This window comes from Pseudomonas salicis (assembly GCF_057128705.1).
The window spans coordinates 65,802-80,252 of the sequence record NZ_JBSKHU010000001.1; the positions used below are offsets into that span (position 1 = coordinate 65,802).

At 61.1% G+C, this 14,451-nt stretch carries 14 protein-coding genes; 7 read left to right on the top strand and 7 right to left on the bottom strand.

Annotated elements, in window-relative coordinates; genetic code table 11:
- Positions 1 to 45 precede the first annotated feature (45 nt).
- From ACWKWE_RS00325 to ACWKWE_RS00335, 3 genes are all read left to right on the top strand, one after another.
- Positions 46 to 1,254: an ammonium transporter gene (locus ACWKWE_RS00325; protein WP_483849225.1), complete on the top strand. Its 1,209-nt coding sequence runs from the start codon at positions 46 to 48 to the stop codon at positions 1,252 to 1,254.
- Between the two features lie 124 nt (positions 1,255 to 1,378).
- Positions 1,379 to 2,464, top strand: a complete 1,086-nt coding sequence (locus ACWKWE_RS00330; protein WP_166595298.1) for an acyltransferase family protein — start codon at positions 1,379 to 1,381, stop codon at positions 2,462 to 2,464.
- 43 nt (positions 2,465 to 2,507) lie between these two features.
- A complete protein-coding gene (locus ACWKWE_RS00335; protein WP_166595299.1) occupies positions 2,508 to 2,747 on the top strand; it encodes a glutaredoxin family protein in 240 nt (79 codons plus the stop codon).
- A gap of 46 nt (positions 2,748 to 2,793) precedes the next feature.
- Here the strand turns inward: ACWKWE_RS00335 and ACWKWE_RS00340 are convergent, their stop codons facing one another.
- A complete protein-coding gene (locus ACWKWE_RS00340; protein WP_341964082.1) occupies positions 2,794 to 3,060 on the bottom strand; it encodes a hypothetical protein in 267 nt (88 codons plus the stop codon).
- Positions 3,061 to 3,528: 468 nt separating this feature from the next.
- On the opposite strand from ACWKWE_RS00340, the gene ACWKWE_RS00345 reads away from it, so the two are divergent.
- Positions 3,529 to 4,419, top strand: a complete 891-nt coding sequence (locus ACWKWE_RS00345) for a pseudouridine synthase (RefSeq protein ID WP_483849226.1) — start codon at positions 3,529 to 3,531, stop codon at positions 4,417 to 4,419.
- A 78-nt stretch (positions 4,420 to 4,497) separates the two neighbouring features.
- A complete protein-coding gene (locus ACWKWE_RS00350; protein WP_483849227.1) occupies positions 4,498 to 5,298 on the top strand; it encodes a DeoR/GlpR family DNA-binding transcription regulator in 801 nt (266 codons plus the stop codon).
- A gap of 23 nt (positions 5,299 to 5,321) precedes the next feature.
- On the opposite strand, the gene ACWKWE_RS00355 is transcribed toward ACWKWE_RS00350, so the two are convergent.
- Positions 5,322 to 5,951 carry a histidine phosphatase family protein gene (locus tag ACWKWE_RS00355; protein ID WP_483849228.1) on the bottom strand — a complete coding sequence of 210 codons (630 nt, stop codon included), beginning with the start codon at positions 5,949 to 5,951 and terminating at the stop codon, positions 5,322 to 5,324.
- 213 nt (positions 5,952 to 6,164) lie between these two features.
- Between ACWKWE_RS00355 and ACWKWE_RS00360 the strand changes: the two genes are divergently transcribed.
- Both ACWKWE_RS00360 and ACWKWE_RS00365 read left to right on the top strand, forming a co-directional pair.
- Entirely contained in the window at positions 6,165 to 7,514 is a 1,350-nt protein-coding gene (locus ACWKWE_RS00360) for an MFS transporter (protein ID WP_483849229.1), read from the top strand.
- Between the two features lie 36 nt (positions 7,515 to 7,550).
- A complete protein-coding gene (locus ACWKWE_RS00365) occupies positions 7,551 to 8,510 on the top strand; it encodes a 3-hydroxyacyl-CoA dehydrogenase family protein (protein ID WP_483849230.1) in 960 nt (319 codons plus the stop codon).
- A gap of 190 nt (positions 8,511 to 8,700) precedes the next feature.
- Here the strand turns inward: ACWKWE_RS00365 and ACWKWE_RS00370 are convergent, their stop codons facing one another.
- The 5 genes from ACWKWE_RS00370 to ACWKWE_RS00390 form a co-directional block, all read right to left on the bottom strand.
- Positions 8,701 to 9,948: an aspartate aminotransferase family protein gene (locus ACWKWE_RS00370; protein ID WP_483849231.1), complete on the bottom strand. Its 1,248-nt coding sequence runs from the start codon at positions 9,946 to 9,948 to the stop codon at positions 8,701 to 8,703.
- A 101-nt stretch (positions 9,949 to 10,049) separates the two neighbouring features.
- A complete protein-coding gene (locus tag ACWKWE_RS00375; protein ID WP_166595306.1) occupies positions 10,050 to 10,874 on the bottom strand; it encodes an ABC transporter permease in 825 nt (274 codons plus the stop codon).
- A gap of 5 nt (positions 10,875 to 10,879) precedes the next feature.
- Positions 10,880 to 12,127, bottom strand: coding sequence for an ABC transporter permease (locus ACWKWE_RS00380; RefSeq protein ID WP_483849232.1), 1,248 nt, complete (start codon positions 12,125 to 12,127; stop codon positions 10,880 to 10,882).
- A gap of 10 nt (positions 12,128 to 12,137) precedes the next feature.
- Positions 12,138 to 13,217: an ABC transporter ATP-binding protein gene (locus tag ACWKWE_RS00385; RefSeq protein WP_166595308.1), complete on the bottom strand. Its 1,080-nt coding sequence runs from the start codon at positions 13,215 to 13,217 to the stop codon at positions 12,138 to 12,140.
- A 171-nt stretch (positions 13,218 to 13,388) separates the two neighbouring features.
- Positions 13,389 to 14,450: an ABC transporter substrate-binding protein gene (locus tag ACWKWE_RS00390; RefSeq protein ID WP_166595309.1), complete on the bottom strand. Its 1,062-nt coding sequence runs from the start codon at positions 14,448 to 14,450 to the stop codon at positions 13,389 to 13,391.
- Position 14,451 lies beyond the last annotated feature (1 nt).

Genomic DNA, 14,451 nt, shown 5'->3' on the forward strand with positions numbered 1-14,451 from the left:
TTGTGCCGCTTTGGTGCTTTTCATCACTTGCAGGCCTGCCTCTCGATGGAAAATGTGCAAAGCGCGGTGGACACCCTGGTCCACAGCTCCAATACCCTGTTCATTCTGATCGGCGCGGTCATGGTTCTGGCCATGCATGCCGGTTTTGCCTTTCTGGAAGTCGGGACCGTCCGGCAAAAAAACCAGGTCAACGCGCTGTCCAAGATTCTCAGCGACTTTGCGGTCTCGACCCTGGCGTATTTCTTCGTGGGGTACTGGATTTCCTACGGCGTCAGCTTCCTGCAACCGGCGAGTGTGCTGGCGACCGACCATGGCTATGGCCTGGTGAAATTCTTTTTCCTGCTGACCTTCGCGGCGGCCATCCCGGCGATCATTTCCGGCGGCATTGCCGAACGTGCCCGATTCGCCCCGCAATTGTGCGCGACAGTGTTGATCGTTGCGTTTGTTTACCCGTTCTTCGAAGGCATGGTGTGGAACGGCAACTTCGGCCTGCAGGCCTGGCTGTTGAAGTCTTTTGGAGCGAGCTTTCATGATTTCGCCGGCTCAGTGGTGGTGCACGCGATGGGAGGCTGGCTGGCGCTGGCAGCCGTGACCCTGCTCGGCGCGCGCCACGGCAGGTATCGCGAGGGCAAGCTGGTGGCTTATCCGCCGTCGAGCATCCCGTTCCTGGCGCTGGGCTCGTGGATTCTCATCGTCGGCTGGTTCGGCTTCAACGTCATGAGCGCCCAGACGCTGGACAGCGTGAGCGGTCTGGTGGCAGTCAATTCGCTGATGGCGATGGTCGGCGGCACCGTTGCGGCGTTGATCGTCGGCCGCAACGACCCCGGCTTTCTGCACAACGGCCCGCTGGCCGGGTTGGTCGCCGTGTGCGCGGGTTCCGACCTGATGCACCCGGTGGGCGCGCTGGTCACCGGCATCATCGCTGGCGCCTTGTTCGTCTGGTGTTTCACCGCCGCGCAAGTGAAGTGGAAGATCGACGACGTGCTGGGCGTGTGGCCGTTGCACGGTCTGTGCGGCGTATGGGGCGGGATTGCCTGTGGCATTTTCGGTCAGACGAGCTGGGGCGGTATCGGTGGCGTCAGCCTGATCAGCCAGTTGATCGGCAGCGCGCTGGGTGTGGCGATTGCCCTGGTGGGGGGCTTCCTGGTCTATGGCGTGATCAAACTGTGCCTGGGGCTACGGCTCAGTCAGGAACAGGAGTACTACGGCGCTGACCTGTCGATTCACAAGATCGGTGCTGTCAGTCACGACTGAAGCGTGATACCCACCGTTGGCTATGCTTGTTCCCCAATGGGGCAGGCATGGCCAGAAGCGCCTGCCTCCGACATGCCGGATTTGTCGCGATCCTTGAGGACCGCGTCCGCAGTAGGAGCAGTCGATGGAACGTATCTATTCCCTTCAGGGGTTGAGGGGCGTGGCGGTGTTGGGGGTGGTGCTGTTCCACATGACCGCCGTGGAGCACAAATATTCGGGCGGCGACATTCTGCTGCCGCCGTTGCTGGATTTCTTTCAACTGGGCGTGGACCTGTTCTTCATCATCAGCGGTTTCGTGATGGTGATCGTCAGCCGGGGCCGATTTCAGAAAGCCGCCGAATCCAAGCGCTTTCTGTTCAATCGCGTGTCGCGCATTTATCCCACGTACTGGCTCTATTTCTTCCTCACCCTGGCGGTGGTGCTGGTGCAGCCGAACATGGTGAACAGCACCCACGGTTCGTCCAACCTGCTGATGTCCTTCCTCCTGCTGCCCAACGACAAAGTGTTGCTCGTGATGGTCGCCTGGTCGCTGCTGTTCGAGCTGTGGTTCTACCTGGTCTTCACCGGATTGATGCTGTTTCGTGAGCGCTGGCTGCCTGCGTTTCTGGCGGTCTGGGCGCTCGTCCTGATCGTGTTCAATTGCGTCCAGGACTGGCGGGACTACAACGCGGCGCTGAGGATCATCCTTCATCCGTACTCGCTGGAATTCATGGTCGGCGTGGCCCTGGCATTGCTGTTTTACGGCCCGCACAGCGCACGCATTCCAACGCGTGCCGTCGTCATCGCGCTGATCGCCGCGTTACTCCCGGGCATCGGGCTCATCGGTTATTACCGCCTGTTTGACGATGACGGCCTGCTGCGCATGTTCGCGGTGGGCGGGGTGTTTGGCACGCTGATCCTCGGGTTCGCCTTGCTGGAGCGCCGTCGTCACTTGCGCATGCCGCCATTTCTGGTGGCTGTCGGAGACATGTCCTACACCGTTTACTTGTCGCATCTGCTGGTGCTGGGGGTGATCGGGCGCGTTTGGCAGATCGTGGGAAGTCGGCCTGACAGCCTGTGGGACAACGTGCTGTTCACCGTGCTGATGATGGCCGCGGTGCTCTGCTACGGGTGGGTTGGCTATCGCTGGTTCGAGAAGCCGGTGCTGGACCGTTCCAACGACTTCTCTCGACGTCGGTTCCGGCTCGACGGCATTTCAGGGCGGGCCTAAACTGGCGTTCAGCCGTTGAAATCCCCATGCAGAGGGTCACGACATGCCGCCAGAGTGCCAACTTTTCGGGACGTTAGGGTGTTATTTATGCGAGGTTGCCGAGGCCGAGCTGATGCCCCTGGTGGAGCACGGCTTGTTGGTCGAGTTGGTCGATATTGCGGAGAGTGACGCGCTGAATGACGCGTACGGCTTGCGCATTCCGGTGTTGCGGCGCACTGACACCGGTGCCGAACTGGACTGGCCGTTCGACACCGGGCAGGTGGTGATGTTTTTGCGTGACTGAGGCCGGGCGGTCTCTCAGTCCGGGGCGCTCAATCCAGGTCGGTCAATCAGAGATATTGCGTGTCCACGACCATCGCTTTCGCAACGGCTTCTTTCTGCGCTTCGCTCATGCCATCCCAGACGTGCACTTTGGCGTAGTAGCCAAGGCCCGCGACGATGTACAGGCTCAGGGTGAAGACGATGAACACCGACATGAAGGTCCAGCGACCGACATCGCTTTCTTCGTCCTGGAAGGATTGCGAGTAGCGCTCTTCGCTTTCGGCCGGTGTGCCGGTGGAAAGACGTTTGATCCATTGAAACAGTTGAACCAGCATGGGTGTCACCTCAAAGTTTGAAATACAAAATCTGTCGTGGGCAGTGAGAACACCGGGGTGTCCTGGGTCTTCAGTGCCGACGTTGCGAGTCCGGCGGTCGCGCTCGATGCGCGGAACAAACGCTGAAAACGAAAAAAGCCCGTCGAGGACGGGCTTTCTTTTTATGAGTTCAGTTCCGGCAGGCGTTTTCGGATTCGGTCATCGGGTGGGTCTGTGAAGGCCCGGTTGATGTCGATCGGTGTCGCGCCTGCTTGCCGATTTGGAAACATTTTAGGACAAATCAGTTGTCGCTTCTACCGCTGTCATATGGATGTCTGACAACTGGTACTGAATCGGGCTGCGACAAATCGTCACGGCAGTGTCCACCACACCGTCATCCCTGTTGCAGCTCTGCTCGCGCAACGCGGCGGGGCTGGGCGATAATGCCGGGCTTGTCGTGTCCGCCCGATCACCGATTCAGAGCCCCTCATGTCCGAACCCGCTTTCATCGCCGCCGAACGCCAGGCCAGCACCCTTTATCTTCCACCGGGGCCGTGGCTGACGGTGGTCGATTGCCTGTGCGAACGCTTCAGCGCTATCAGCCGGGAACAATGGCTGGACCGGATTGCCCGTGGTCGAGTCCTGGACGGTGAAGGACAGCCCATCGCACTGGACCTGCCGTACCGTGAAGGCCTGCGCATTCACTATTTTCGCGAAGTGCCCAATGAAGTGGCGATTCCCGTGCAAGAGACGATTCTGTACGCCGACGAGCATCTGGTGGTCGCCGACAAGCCGCACTTCCTGCCAGTCACGCCTGCCGGGGAGTACGTCGAACAGACGTTGCTGCGGCGCTTGATTCGTACGCTCGACAACCCCAATCTGGTGCCGCTGCACCGTATCGACCGCCACACCGCAGGTCTGGTGCTGTTCTCCGCGAATAAAGACAGCCGCTCGGCGTATCAAGCGCTGTTTCCCACCCGGAAAATCGACAAACGCTACGAAGCCATCGCCCGCGCCTTGCCTGAGCTGGAATTTCCTCGGGTGCACAAGAGCCGTCTGGTGGATGGCGAGCCGTTTTTTCGCATGCAGGAAGGGGAAGGGCAGAGCAACACCGAAACCCGCATCGAAGTCTGTGAGCGCAAGGGCGACCTGTGGCGTTATGGCTTGTACCCGGTAACCGGCAAGAAGCACCAATTGCGGGTGCACATGGCGGCGCTGGGCGCAGGAATCTGCAATGACCCTTTCTATCCCGAGGTGATCAAGGACGCCGTGGATGATTACGACCGGCCGCTGAAGTTGCTGGCGCGGGGGTTGCGGTTCGTCGATCCGGTGACGGGGGAGGAGCGGGTATTCGAGAGCCGCATCAGGTTGGAGTGGTAAATGAAACGGGTGCAATCAGCAGCGCCCGCCTGACGTTGTGCGTTAATCTACGCCCTCAACCCGACCCCAAGAGCCCCCATGAGCGAAGACCTTCTGCCATCACCTGATGCGCCGCCGATGCAACCGGCGCAACGTCGCGAGATGATCATTCGCAGGCTTCGGCGCGAGCAAACGTTAAGCGTCGTGCAGCTCACGGAAATCTTCAATTGTTCGCACATGACCGTGCGCCGGGACATCGCGCTGTTGGAGCAGGAAGGACTGGTGTTTTCCGTGCCCGGCGGCGTGCGTCTGGCGAGTCAGATGGCCAACGAGCCGAGCCACCACAAGCGGGTGATTCTCGAATCCGAGCAGAAGCAGCGCATGGCCGTGATCGCCGCGCAGTACCTCAAGCCGGGGATGGTGGTTTACCTCGATGCAGGTACCACGACGCTGTGCCTGGTGCCGCATATCATTGCGCTGGAAGGCATCACCGTTGTCACCAACGATTTCAGCATCGTCATCGCCCTGTCGGAAGCGCGGCACGTCAAAGTGATTCACACCGGCGGCGTGCTGGACCACGACAACATCACCGGCATCGGCACCCTCGCTGCCGACACCCTGCGCAATCTCGCCACCGACATTGCTTTCATTTCCAGCAGCTCCTGGGACTTGCAACGGGGCATCACCACACCGTCAGAGGCCAAAGTCGAGGTCAAGAAGGCCGCCATGGCCGGGTCGTCGCAGGTGGTGTTGATGGCCACCAGCTCCAAATACGGCACCTTCGGCATGTACCGCGTCGCCGGTCTTGACCGCTTCGATCCGATCATTTCCGACGACGGGCTGACGACCGATGCCGCCGCTGGCATTCGCCGTTCGGGCATCGAACTGATCCTCGCCTGATCGCCGTTGACGTCGCCCTACGGTCAGCGGCTTCCATCCAGCGCCGTGCTGACCCGCATCCAGGCAAATTGGCCATCGCGCACCATCAGCACCTGGTCCTGCGGGATTTCCAGCAGCGGCACCTCGTCATCCCGCACGTCGGTGAGCAACGCCAGGCAACTGCGCAGCACCCCGGCGTGGGCGACCAGAACCGTGTCCCGCTGCAATGAACCCAGCAGGCTGCCGACGCGCTCGAACACGTGGGGGTAATTCTCGCCCTCGGTGGGCATGAAATTCAGCGGATCAGCCTGCCGTGCGGCGTAACGCTCCGGCTGACGCTCGGCGATCTGCTGCCAGTCCAGTCCTTCCCACTCGCCAAAGTTGATCTCCACCAGCCGTTCATCGGTCTGGTAATCCCCGGCGTCCAGCCCCATTCGCTGACGGATGATTTCCATGGTCTCGCGCGTGCGGCCCAACGGGCTAGCGATGAAGTCGGTGCTCGACGCGTCTGGCAGCAGCCACTTGAGACAGGTGCCGGATACCGCCGCCTGGCCTTTACCCACGGCGTTCAAAGGGATGTCGCGACGCCCCTGCAACAGGCGTTTGGCGTTCCAGTCGGTTTCGCCGTGGCGGATCAGGTAGAGCGTGCGGTGGGTCTGTTCATCAGTGTTCATCAAGAATCCTGAATGTGAAAAGTGATAGCTTGCGCTGTTAAATCTTAACGCAGATTGCTTGACATTGTGAAAAAATAACAAATACTGTGAGCTGCTCACATGTAAAAGCCACACGCCACAACGCGTCGCTCATGACAGAGCGCTAGCCAGAGGGCCTGAACAGGCCATTCCGCGCGCTTTGCCTACCCCAATAAGAATAACGGAGGCAGCTTCATGTCTACACTCGACGGTACCCTGGGAGGCAGCACCTCTGCGCCCAACACCGAGCCGGTTGCGCAGTCGGCGCAAACCACCGCTCACCAGCTCAAACAGCGCCGCCGGGCTTCGGTGGGCAGTCTGATCGGCACCACCATCGAGTGGTACGAGTATTACATCTATGGTGCGACGGCTGCGCTGGTGTTCCCTCTGTTATTTTTTCCCACCCATGACCGACTCGTCTCCTTGATGCTGTCGTTCGCCTCCTTTGCCATCGCCTTCGCGATTCGCCCCATCGGCGCGGCAGTTTTCGGTCACTACGGCGATCGCGTCGGGCGCAAGACCACCTTGATCGTCACGCTGGTGATGACCGGGCTGGCGACCTTTCTCATCGGATTTTTGCCCACCTACGAGAGTATCGGGCTGTGGGCGCCGGTGATCTTGATCATCCTGCGTCTGGTCCAGGGCTTCGGCGTGGGCGGTGAGTGGGGCGGTGCGGCGTTGATGTCGCTGGAGTGGGGCGATCAGAAGAAGCGCGGTGCGGCGGGCGCCTGGCCGCAACTGGGCACGTCCATCGGCCTGATCCTGTCGACCTCGGCGGTGATGGGGTCGAGCTATTTCACCGGCGAGCATTTCCTTGATTGGGGCTGGCGCATTCCGTTCCTGCTGTCGGGGATTCTGGTGGTGGTCGGCCTGCTCGTGCGTCTCTCCATTGAAGAGACGCCGTCCTTCGCGGCGAAGAAGCAGAACCAGCAAATCGAGAAAAGCCCCCTCAAGTTCGTGGTCAAACACCACTGGCGCGAGATCGTCAAAGTGGCGTTCCTGCGCATGTCCGAGCAGATGCCGTTCTACATTTTTACGGCGTTCATCCTCGATTACGCGACGCAGACAGCTCACGTGTCGCGCACTTTTGTGCTGCTTGGGACGTTGTCCGCAGCGATCCTCGACCTGATCCTGTTGCCGATTTTCTCCAACCTCGCGGACCGGGTAGGTCGCCGCAACATGTATTACTTCGGGTGTGCGGTGCTGATCCTCATGGCGTTCCCGTACTTCTGGGTGCTGAATTCGGGCAACGAAACCTGGATTTTCATCGCCATTACCCTGTCGCTGGTGCCTCACGCCATTCAGTACGGCGCCCAGGCGTCGCTGATCTCCGAGCAGTTTCCGGTGCACGTTCGCTACACCGGTGCGGGGGTTGGCTACCAGATGTCCTCGCTGGTGGCCGGTGGTCCGGCGCCACTGATCGCGTCGTTCCTACTGGTCAGCTTCGGTTCGGGGTATGCGGTGGCGGCTTATCTGGCGGCGGGCGGCGTGATTGCCGCACTGGCTTTGTCGAGTCTCAAGGACCGCAGCGATCAGCATCTCTGATGGCTGGGTCTGTCATTCAAGAATAGGAGTTGCAGCATGACGATCAAGAAAGTGGCCGTAGTCGGTTCGGGCTACATGGGCGGCGGCATCGCTCAAGTGTTGGCCTTGGGCGGCGCGCAGGTGGTCTTGGGCGATGTGTCCGCCAGCGTGGCGAAGGACAATCTGGAGCGCCTGCTCAAACAGGCCAAGGCGTTCGCCGAAGCCGGGCTGTTTCCAGAAGATGCCCATGCGCGGCTGAGTGCAAACCTGACCGCCGCAGGCTCCATCGAAGAGGCGGTCGAGGGCGTGGATTACGTGACCGAGGCGGTGTTCGAATCGATGGACGTCAAGCGCGATGTACTGGGGCGCGTGTCGGCGGCGGCGGCAGCGGACACCATCATAGGCACCAACACCTCGGCGATTCCGATTGGCGAACTGGCGAAGTTCGTCACTCACCCGGAGCGTTTTCTGGGCGTGCACTGGATGAACCCGGCGCCGTTCATTCCGAGCGTCGAGCTGATTGCCAGCGAACACACATTGCCCGCTCATGTCGACACGCTGGAAGCGCTGATTCGCGCGGTCGGCAAGGTGCCTGCGCGGGTCGCGGACACTCCGGGGTTCGTCGCCAACCGTTTGCAGTTCGCGCTCTATAAGGAAGCGGTGATGGTGGTAGAAGAGGGATTGGCGACGCCGGAACAGGTCGATCTGGTGGTGAGCAATGCCTTCGGTTTCCGTCTGGCGCTGTTCGGGCCGTTCGCGATTGGCGACATGGCCGGGCTGGACGTTTATGCGTCTTCCTACAAAACGCTGTCGGGCACGTATGGCGACCGTCTGGCGGCGCCGAAAGCCCTGCAAGACCTGGTGGACGGCGGCAACTACGGCCTCAAGTCCGGGCACGGTTTTCTCGACATCGACCCGGAAAAACGCGCCGAACTGCTGGCGTATCGCGACAAGGCCTACGCAGCGTTGAGCAAGTTGCGTGCGGAGCTGGGGCCTGCGCCAGGTTTGGTGAGCTGAGGTCAGTCAGTGGCGGCGGTCAGATAGGTCGCCATCGCTGCCGTCGTCCCCCCGGCGTCTCCCACGGGGTTTGCGGTGCGTGAGGATTTCGCGACCGGCCTGAACCTTGTGGGAGCAGCCCGAGCTGTGCGACGGCCGCGAAGCGGTGGGTCAGGCGTTGCACAGCCGGCTGACCCACCACAGGCTTGAATCACGGGCTGCCGAACTCGGCGCGCAGTTTTACAGCCGCCTGCTCGAACGCCACTTTCATCGCATTAATCACTTCATCCCCGTGGTCGAACGAGATGTAGATCCGTCCATAGGGTGACGGCATCATCAGCACACCGGCTTCGCGCAGGGCGAGGTGGAGGGCTTTGGTGAAGGCGGGGTTGGCGACCTTTGAAGCGTCTTCATACGTGACGGGCGCAACGTCGGCGTGCCAGATGCCGAATACGTTGCCATACCCGCTGGTCACGGCCTGGATGCCCTGGGCGTTGAAAATCTCTTCGATCGCCACACGCAGGTGCTCGCCGCGCTGCACCAACTGCTCGTAATCGCTTTGATCCAGCAACGCCAAGGTGCTGCTGACCGCCGCGCAGGCCAGCGGGTTACCGCTGAACGTGCCGCCACGGGCGACGCGGCCTTCTTCGAAGCCCTGCAAGATATGCGGCTTGCCGACGACCGCCGAGACCGGCACGCCGTTACCGATCGCCTTGCCGACGCTGGCCAGGTCCGGGTCCAGGCCTTCGCGCAAACCCGCCAGCCCGGCAAACAGACGAAAGCCCATCAAGACCTCATCGCAGATCACCAGCGCGCCGTGTGCGTGCGCGATGTCCTGGACATGCTTGAGGTAACCGGGCACCGGCATGATGCAGCCCGCGTTGGCGAGCATCGGTTCAAGGATCACCGCCGCAATATCGCCGTCTTCCGCAAACAGCCGCTCGACGTCAGCGAAGTCGTTGAAGCGCAGCAGCGTGGTGCGTTCGGTCGCGGGGCGAGCGCCGTCTTCGAAACGCGCTTCGTTGGAGGTCACGTTGCCAAAGCTCACGTCATCGAACCAGCCGTCGAACCCCGCTGCCATCTTGGCGATTCTGCCGCGCCCGGTGTACGCACGGGCGGCTCGGCAGGCGAGGTGTACCGCTTCGCTGCCGGAGTTGGTGAACATCACTTTGGTCAGTTCGCCCGTGTGCTTCGCCAGCGCCGTCGCTGCCGCGTGTTCGCGCACGTGGGCCCAGGACGGCGCGGCACTGTCGCTCAATGCGTGCGTCACGGCCTCGTTGACGGTGTCGTTGGCGTGACCCAACAGCACCGCGCCGAAACCCAGCGCGGTATCGATGTACCGACGCCCTTTGTCATCCCAGAGCCAGGCGCCTTTGCCTTTCTGGATGAACAGCTTTTCACCGTTCAGTTCCGGCAGGATACGCGCGGCGCTGGATACATCGCCCACTAAGTTAGCCATTCTCAACCTCTGAATCCGGACAGTCGTTTGCCGCACCGGCATAGGGTCGGGGCGGCCTCACATGGTTTTCAATACGTCCCGAACAAGGGACTGCCGCCTGTTTATTGTTGTTTGACCTTCAATTTTTCGTTACGCCGCCGCAGCACCTCCAGCGTCAGCAGCATCAAGACCGACAGCACGACCATGATGGTGGCGACGGCGGCGATATTCGGGCTGATGTTCTCGCGAATCCCGGCGAACATTTGCAGCGGCAAGGTGCGTTGCGAAGGGCTGGCGAGGAACAGCGTCACCACCACTTCGTCGAACGAGGTGGCGAAGGCGAACAGCCCCCCGGAGATGACGCCGGGCGCGATCAGCGGCAGCACGACGCGAAAGAACACTGTCAGCGGCGGGGCACCCAGGCTCGCGGCCGCGCGGCTCAGGTTGGTGTTGAAACCTTGCAGCGTCGCGTTGACCGTGATCACCACGAATGGCACGCCGAGCATGGCGTGGGCCAGCACCAGGCCGAGGTAGCTGTTGAGCAACTGCAGCTTGGCGAAGAAGAAATACAGCCCCACCGCGACAATGATCAGCGGCACGATCATCGGCGAAATCAGGAACGCCATGACCACGCTCTTGCCGCGAAAGTCACCGCGGCACAGCCCGACCGAGGCCATGGTGCCGAACACCATCGCCAGCAGCGTCGCACCGGGCGCGATGATGAAGCTGTTTTTGAACGCCTGCCGCCATTCTTCCGAAGACATCAATTCCTGATACCAGCGCATGGAAAACCCGTCCATGGGGTACGTCAGGAACGACGACGAGTTGAACGACAGCGGGATGATCACCAGGATCGGCACGATCAGAAACAGCAGGATCAGGATCGACACCGAGACGAGTCCGAAGCGGGCGAGTTTTTCGGCGGGGGATGCGTAGGGTTGCAACATGTCGATTACCTCGCCTGAGTCGGGTTGGTGAGTTTGCCGTACACCGCGTAGAGCAGCAGGGTGGCGATCAGCAACAGGCTGCCAAGGGCAGACGCCATGCCCCAATTCACGGTCTTGTTGGTGTAGAACGCGACGAAGTAGCTGACCATCTGATCCGCTGCACCGCCCACCAGCGCCGGGGTCACGTAGTAACCGATGGCGAGGATGAACGTGAGCAGAGCGCCCGCCGCCAGGCCCGCGAAGGTCTGCGGCACGTACACCCGCCAGAACGCCACGAACGGATGCGCGCCCAGGGAAATGGCGGCCCGCACGTAGTTCGTCGGGATGCTTTTCATCACGCTGTACAGCGGCAGAATCATGAACGGCAGCAGCACGTGGGTCATTGCGATGATCACTCCGGTGCGGTTGAACACCAGTTGGATCGGCGCATCGGCGATGCCGAAAAACATCAGTGTGCGATTGATCAAACCGTCCGATTGCAGCAGGACGATCCACGCGGCGGTGCGCAAGATCAGCGAGGTCCAGAACGGCAGCAGCACGCAGATCATCAGCAGGTTGCTTTTGCCCTCCGGCAAAATGGCCAGCCAGTAGGCCACCGGGAAACCCAGGATCAGGCACAGCACGGTGACGATGGCGCCGATGTAAAAGGTGCGGGCAAAAATGTCCACGTAGATCGACTGATTTGGCTCCGCCTTCACCAGATTGCCCGTCGCCGAATCCAGCCGATGATCGACGGACGCCAGCAGGTAATAGGGCGTCAGTTTCGACGACGCCTGTTTCAGCGCTTTCCAGTACGCGACATCGCCCCAGGCTTTGTCGACGTCGATCAGCGCCTCGCGTTTCGAGGCCGCGCCGTCGTCGGGGAACTTGCGCAGGGTTTTGGTGATGACGGTGCGGTAGTCGGGAATCTCGTAACTCAGGCGCTTGCTCAGGGCGAGGATCTGACCGTTTTCCTTGGCGCTGGCAAGGTCTTTGATCAACGCGGCGTAGGTGCTTTCGCCGGGCAATTCGGTGCCTTCCCAGCCACTCAAGGCAGCGGTGGTGGCGGGCATGGCGGTGTTGACTTCGGGGTTGTCGACGCTGCGGCTGAGCAGGGTGACGATGGGGAAGGCAAAGCACACGAGCACGAACAGGAACAGCGGCGCGATCAGCGCCAGCGACTTCAGTTTATACGTGCGTTGGGACCTTCTGAGTTTGGCCCTCAGGTCGACGGGGTCTTCGTCGCGGTGCAACAGAACGGCGGTCTGACTCATGATCGGCACCTCAATGCTGGATGACGTCGAGCGCACGAATGTGCTCGTGCGCCCAGGACAGGGCGATGGAACTGCCGACGGTCCAGCTGCTGTCCATTTGGGTGGCGGGCAGTTTGATCATGAAGTCAGGTTGCCCTGCGATTTCCGTGATCATGCGCACGTGATCGCCGAGGTAGATGTATTCGCGAATCCGTGCGGTCAGGGGCGTACTGCCTGCTGCGCTGACAAGCACGCGTTCAGGACGGATGCACAGCGCGACAGGTTCTCCCGGCTGTGCGCCGGTCACGGTGATCGCCTGAACCAGACTGCCGTCCTTCAAGCGAACGGTGGAGTGGGTGGCGTCCTGGGACAGCACCGTGCCGTGCAGGGTGTTGTTCTCACCAATGAACTGGGCCACGAAGCTTTTGGTTGGGGTTTCGTAGATCGCCGCCGGGGTGTCGATCTGTTGGATCACGCCGTCATTGAACACGGCCACGCGGTCCGACATTGTCAGCGCTTCGCTCTGGTCGTGGGTCACGTAAACGACCGTCAGCCCCAACTGTTTGTGCAGGTGCTTGATCTCCAGCTGCATGTGCTCGCGCAGCTGTTTGTCGAGGGCGCCCAAGGGCTCGTCCATCAACACCAGCTTGGGTTCGAACACCAGCGCGCGGGCCAGGGCAACACGCTGTTGCTGGCCACCGGACATCTGCGCCGGGTAGCGTTTGGCGAAGTCGTTGAGGCGCACCATGTCGAGGGCGCGGCGCACTTTCTCGGCGCGCTCGATGCGGTTCATCTTGCGCACTGACAGCGGAAACGCGAGGTTTTCCTCGATGGTCATGTGCGGGAACAGGGCGTAATTCTGGAACACCATGCCGATGTCACGTTTGTGCGGCGGCAGGTTGTGCAGCGGTTTGTCTTTCAGAAAGATCTCGCCCTGAGTCGGTGTTTCAAAACCGGCGAGCATCATCAGGCTGGTGGTCTTGCCCGAGCCGGAAGGGCCGAGCAGGGTGACGAATTCTCCTTCGGCGATGTCCAGGTTCAGGTCTTTCACGACCGGACGAAAGCCGTCGTAGGTTTTCTGGATGTTCTTGAAGCTGACCAGGTGTTTCATGTCGCAGCCCTCATCAGGGTGTAGGCAGGTGCCGTCTTCGCTACTCATCTGCCTGTTCACGCAAAATGAAGAAGCAATCAGTGGCCGTCACGTCGCGCACGGGCGCGCGACATGGCGGAGGTTTGCAGGGTGAGCCGCCACGCTGGAACGGTGGCGGAAAATGCGCCGGAATTACTTCTGGGCGATCCAGGCGTTGAAGCGCTCGGTCAGCGATTCGGTGTTGTCGACCCAGAACTCGACGTCCAGCGGCAGCGCGGCGGCGAGGTTGTCCGGGGTGGTCGGCAGGTCGGCCTTCAGGTCCGCAGGAACTAGCTCGTTGGCCTTTTTGTTCGGCAAGCCGTAGGCGATGAATTTCGGCAGTTTGGAGAGGTTTTCCGGCTTGCTGGCGAAGCCGATGAAGTCCATCGCAGCGGCTTTGTTTTCACTGCCTTTGAGCACCGTCCAGGAGTCGATGGCCGAGACGCTGCCGTTCCACAGGAATTTGAAGTGCTTGCCTTCGTTGCGGTTGAAACCGGTGATGCGGCCGTTGTAAGCCGAGCTCATCACTACGTCACCGGCCGAGAGCATTTGCAGCGGCTGCGCGCCCGCTTCCCACCAGACGATGCTGGATTTGATGCTGTTGAGCTTGTTGAACGCACGGTCCACGCCTTCCGGGGTGCGCAGCACTTTGTAAACGTCAGCGGGCTTAACGCCGTCGGCGATCAGGGCGAACTCCAGCGAGTATTTCGGGCCTTTGCGCAGGCCGCGTTTGCCGGGGAATTTCTGGGTGTCGAAGAAATCGGCCCAAGAGGTCGGCGCGGTTTTCAGCTTGTCGCCGTCCCACGCCACACCGGTGTTCCAGACGATGGCGCCCACGCCGCAATCGTTCACCGCTTCGGGGATGAAGTCAGCCTTGTTGCCGACCTTGGCCCAGTCGATTTTTTCGTAGAGGCCGGTGTCGCAGCCCAGCGCGAGGTCTTCGGCTTCCACTTCGACCACATCCCAGTTCGGGTTGCCGACTTTCACCTTGGCGTCGAGCACGCCGACGCCACCGTCCCAGCTCTGGTCGAGGACTTTTTTGCCGGTCTGTTCGCCGAATGGCTTGAAGAAAATCTCACGTTGCGCGTCCTGAAAGTTTCCTCCCCAGGAAACGATGGTCAGGTCACGGGCGCTTGCCGACTGTGCGGCGGCAAGTCCGGCAACGGTCAACGCGAGAGCGGCTAAAGCGTGGCACGGCTTGTGCTTCTTGTGCATG

Excerpts from the sequence above, each read along its gene's own strand:
- ACWKWE_RS00330 (WP_166595298.1), top strand. The coding sequence starts at position 1,379 with ATGGAACGTATCTATTCCCTTCAGGGGTTGAGGGGCGTGGCGGTGTTG.
- ACWKWE_RS00335 (WP_166595299.1), top strand. The coding sequence starts at position 2,508 with ATGCCGCCAGAGTGCCAACTTTTCGGGACGTTAGGGTGTTATTTATGC.
- ACWKWE_RS00390 (WP_166595309.1), bottom strand. The coding sequence starts at position 14,450 with ATGCACAAGAAGCACAAGCCGTGCCACGCTTTAGCCGCTCTCGCGTTG.
- ACWKWE_RS00350 (WP_483849227.1), top strand. The coding sequence starts at position 4,498 with ATGAGCGAAGACCTTCTGCCATCACCTGATGCGCCGCCGATGCAACCG.
- ACWKWE_RS00355 (WP_483849228.1), bottom strand. The coding sequence starts at position 5,951 with ATGAACACTGATGAACAGACCCACCGCACGCTCTACCTGATCCGCCAC.
- ACWKWE_RS00360 (WP_483849229.1), top strand. The coding sequence starts at position 6,165 with ATGTCTACACTCGACGGTACCCTGGGAGGCAGCACCTCTGCGCCCAAC.
- ACWKWE_RS00340 (WP_341964082.1), bottom strand. The coding sequence starts at position 3,060 with ATGCTGGTTCAACTGTTTCAATGGATCAAACGTCTTTCCACCGGCACA.
- ACWKWE_RS00375 (WP_166595306.1), bottom strand. The coding sequence starts at position 10,874 with ATGTTGCAACCCTACGCATCCCCCGCCGAAAAACTCGCCCGCTTCGGA.
- ACWKWE_RS00370 (WP_483849231.1), bottom strand. The coding sequence starts at position 9,948 with ATGGCTAACTTAGTGGGCGATGTATCCAGCGCCGCGCGTATCCTGCCG.
- ACWKWE_RS00345 (WP_483849226.1), top strand. The coding sequence starts at position 3,529 with ATGTCCGAACCCGCTTTCATCGCCGCCGAACGCCAGGCCAGCACCCTT.
- ACWKWE_RS00365 (WP_483849230.1), top strand. The coding sequence starts at position 7,551 with ATGACGATCAAGAAAGTGGCCGTAGTCGGTTCGGGCTACATGGGCGGC.
- ACWKWE_RS00380 (WP_483849232.1), bottom strand. The coding sequence starts at position 12,127 with ATGAGTCAGACCGCCGTTCTGTTGCACCGCGACGAAGACCCCGTCGAC.
- ACWKWE_RS00385 (WP_166595308.1), bottom strand. The coding sequence starts at position 13,217 with ATGAAACACCTGGTCAGCTTCAAGAACATCCAGAAAACCTACGACGGC.
- ACWKWE_RS00325 (WP_483849225.1), top strand. The coding sequence starts at position 46 with ATGGAAAATGTGCAAAGCGCGGTGGACACCCTGGTCCACAGCTCCAAT.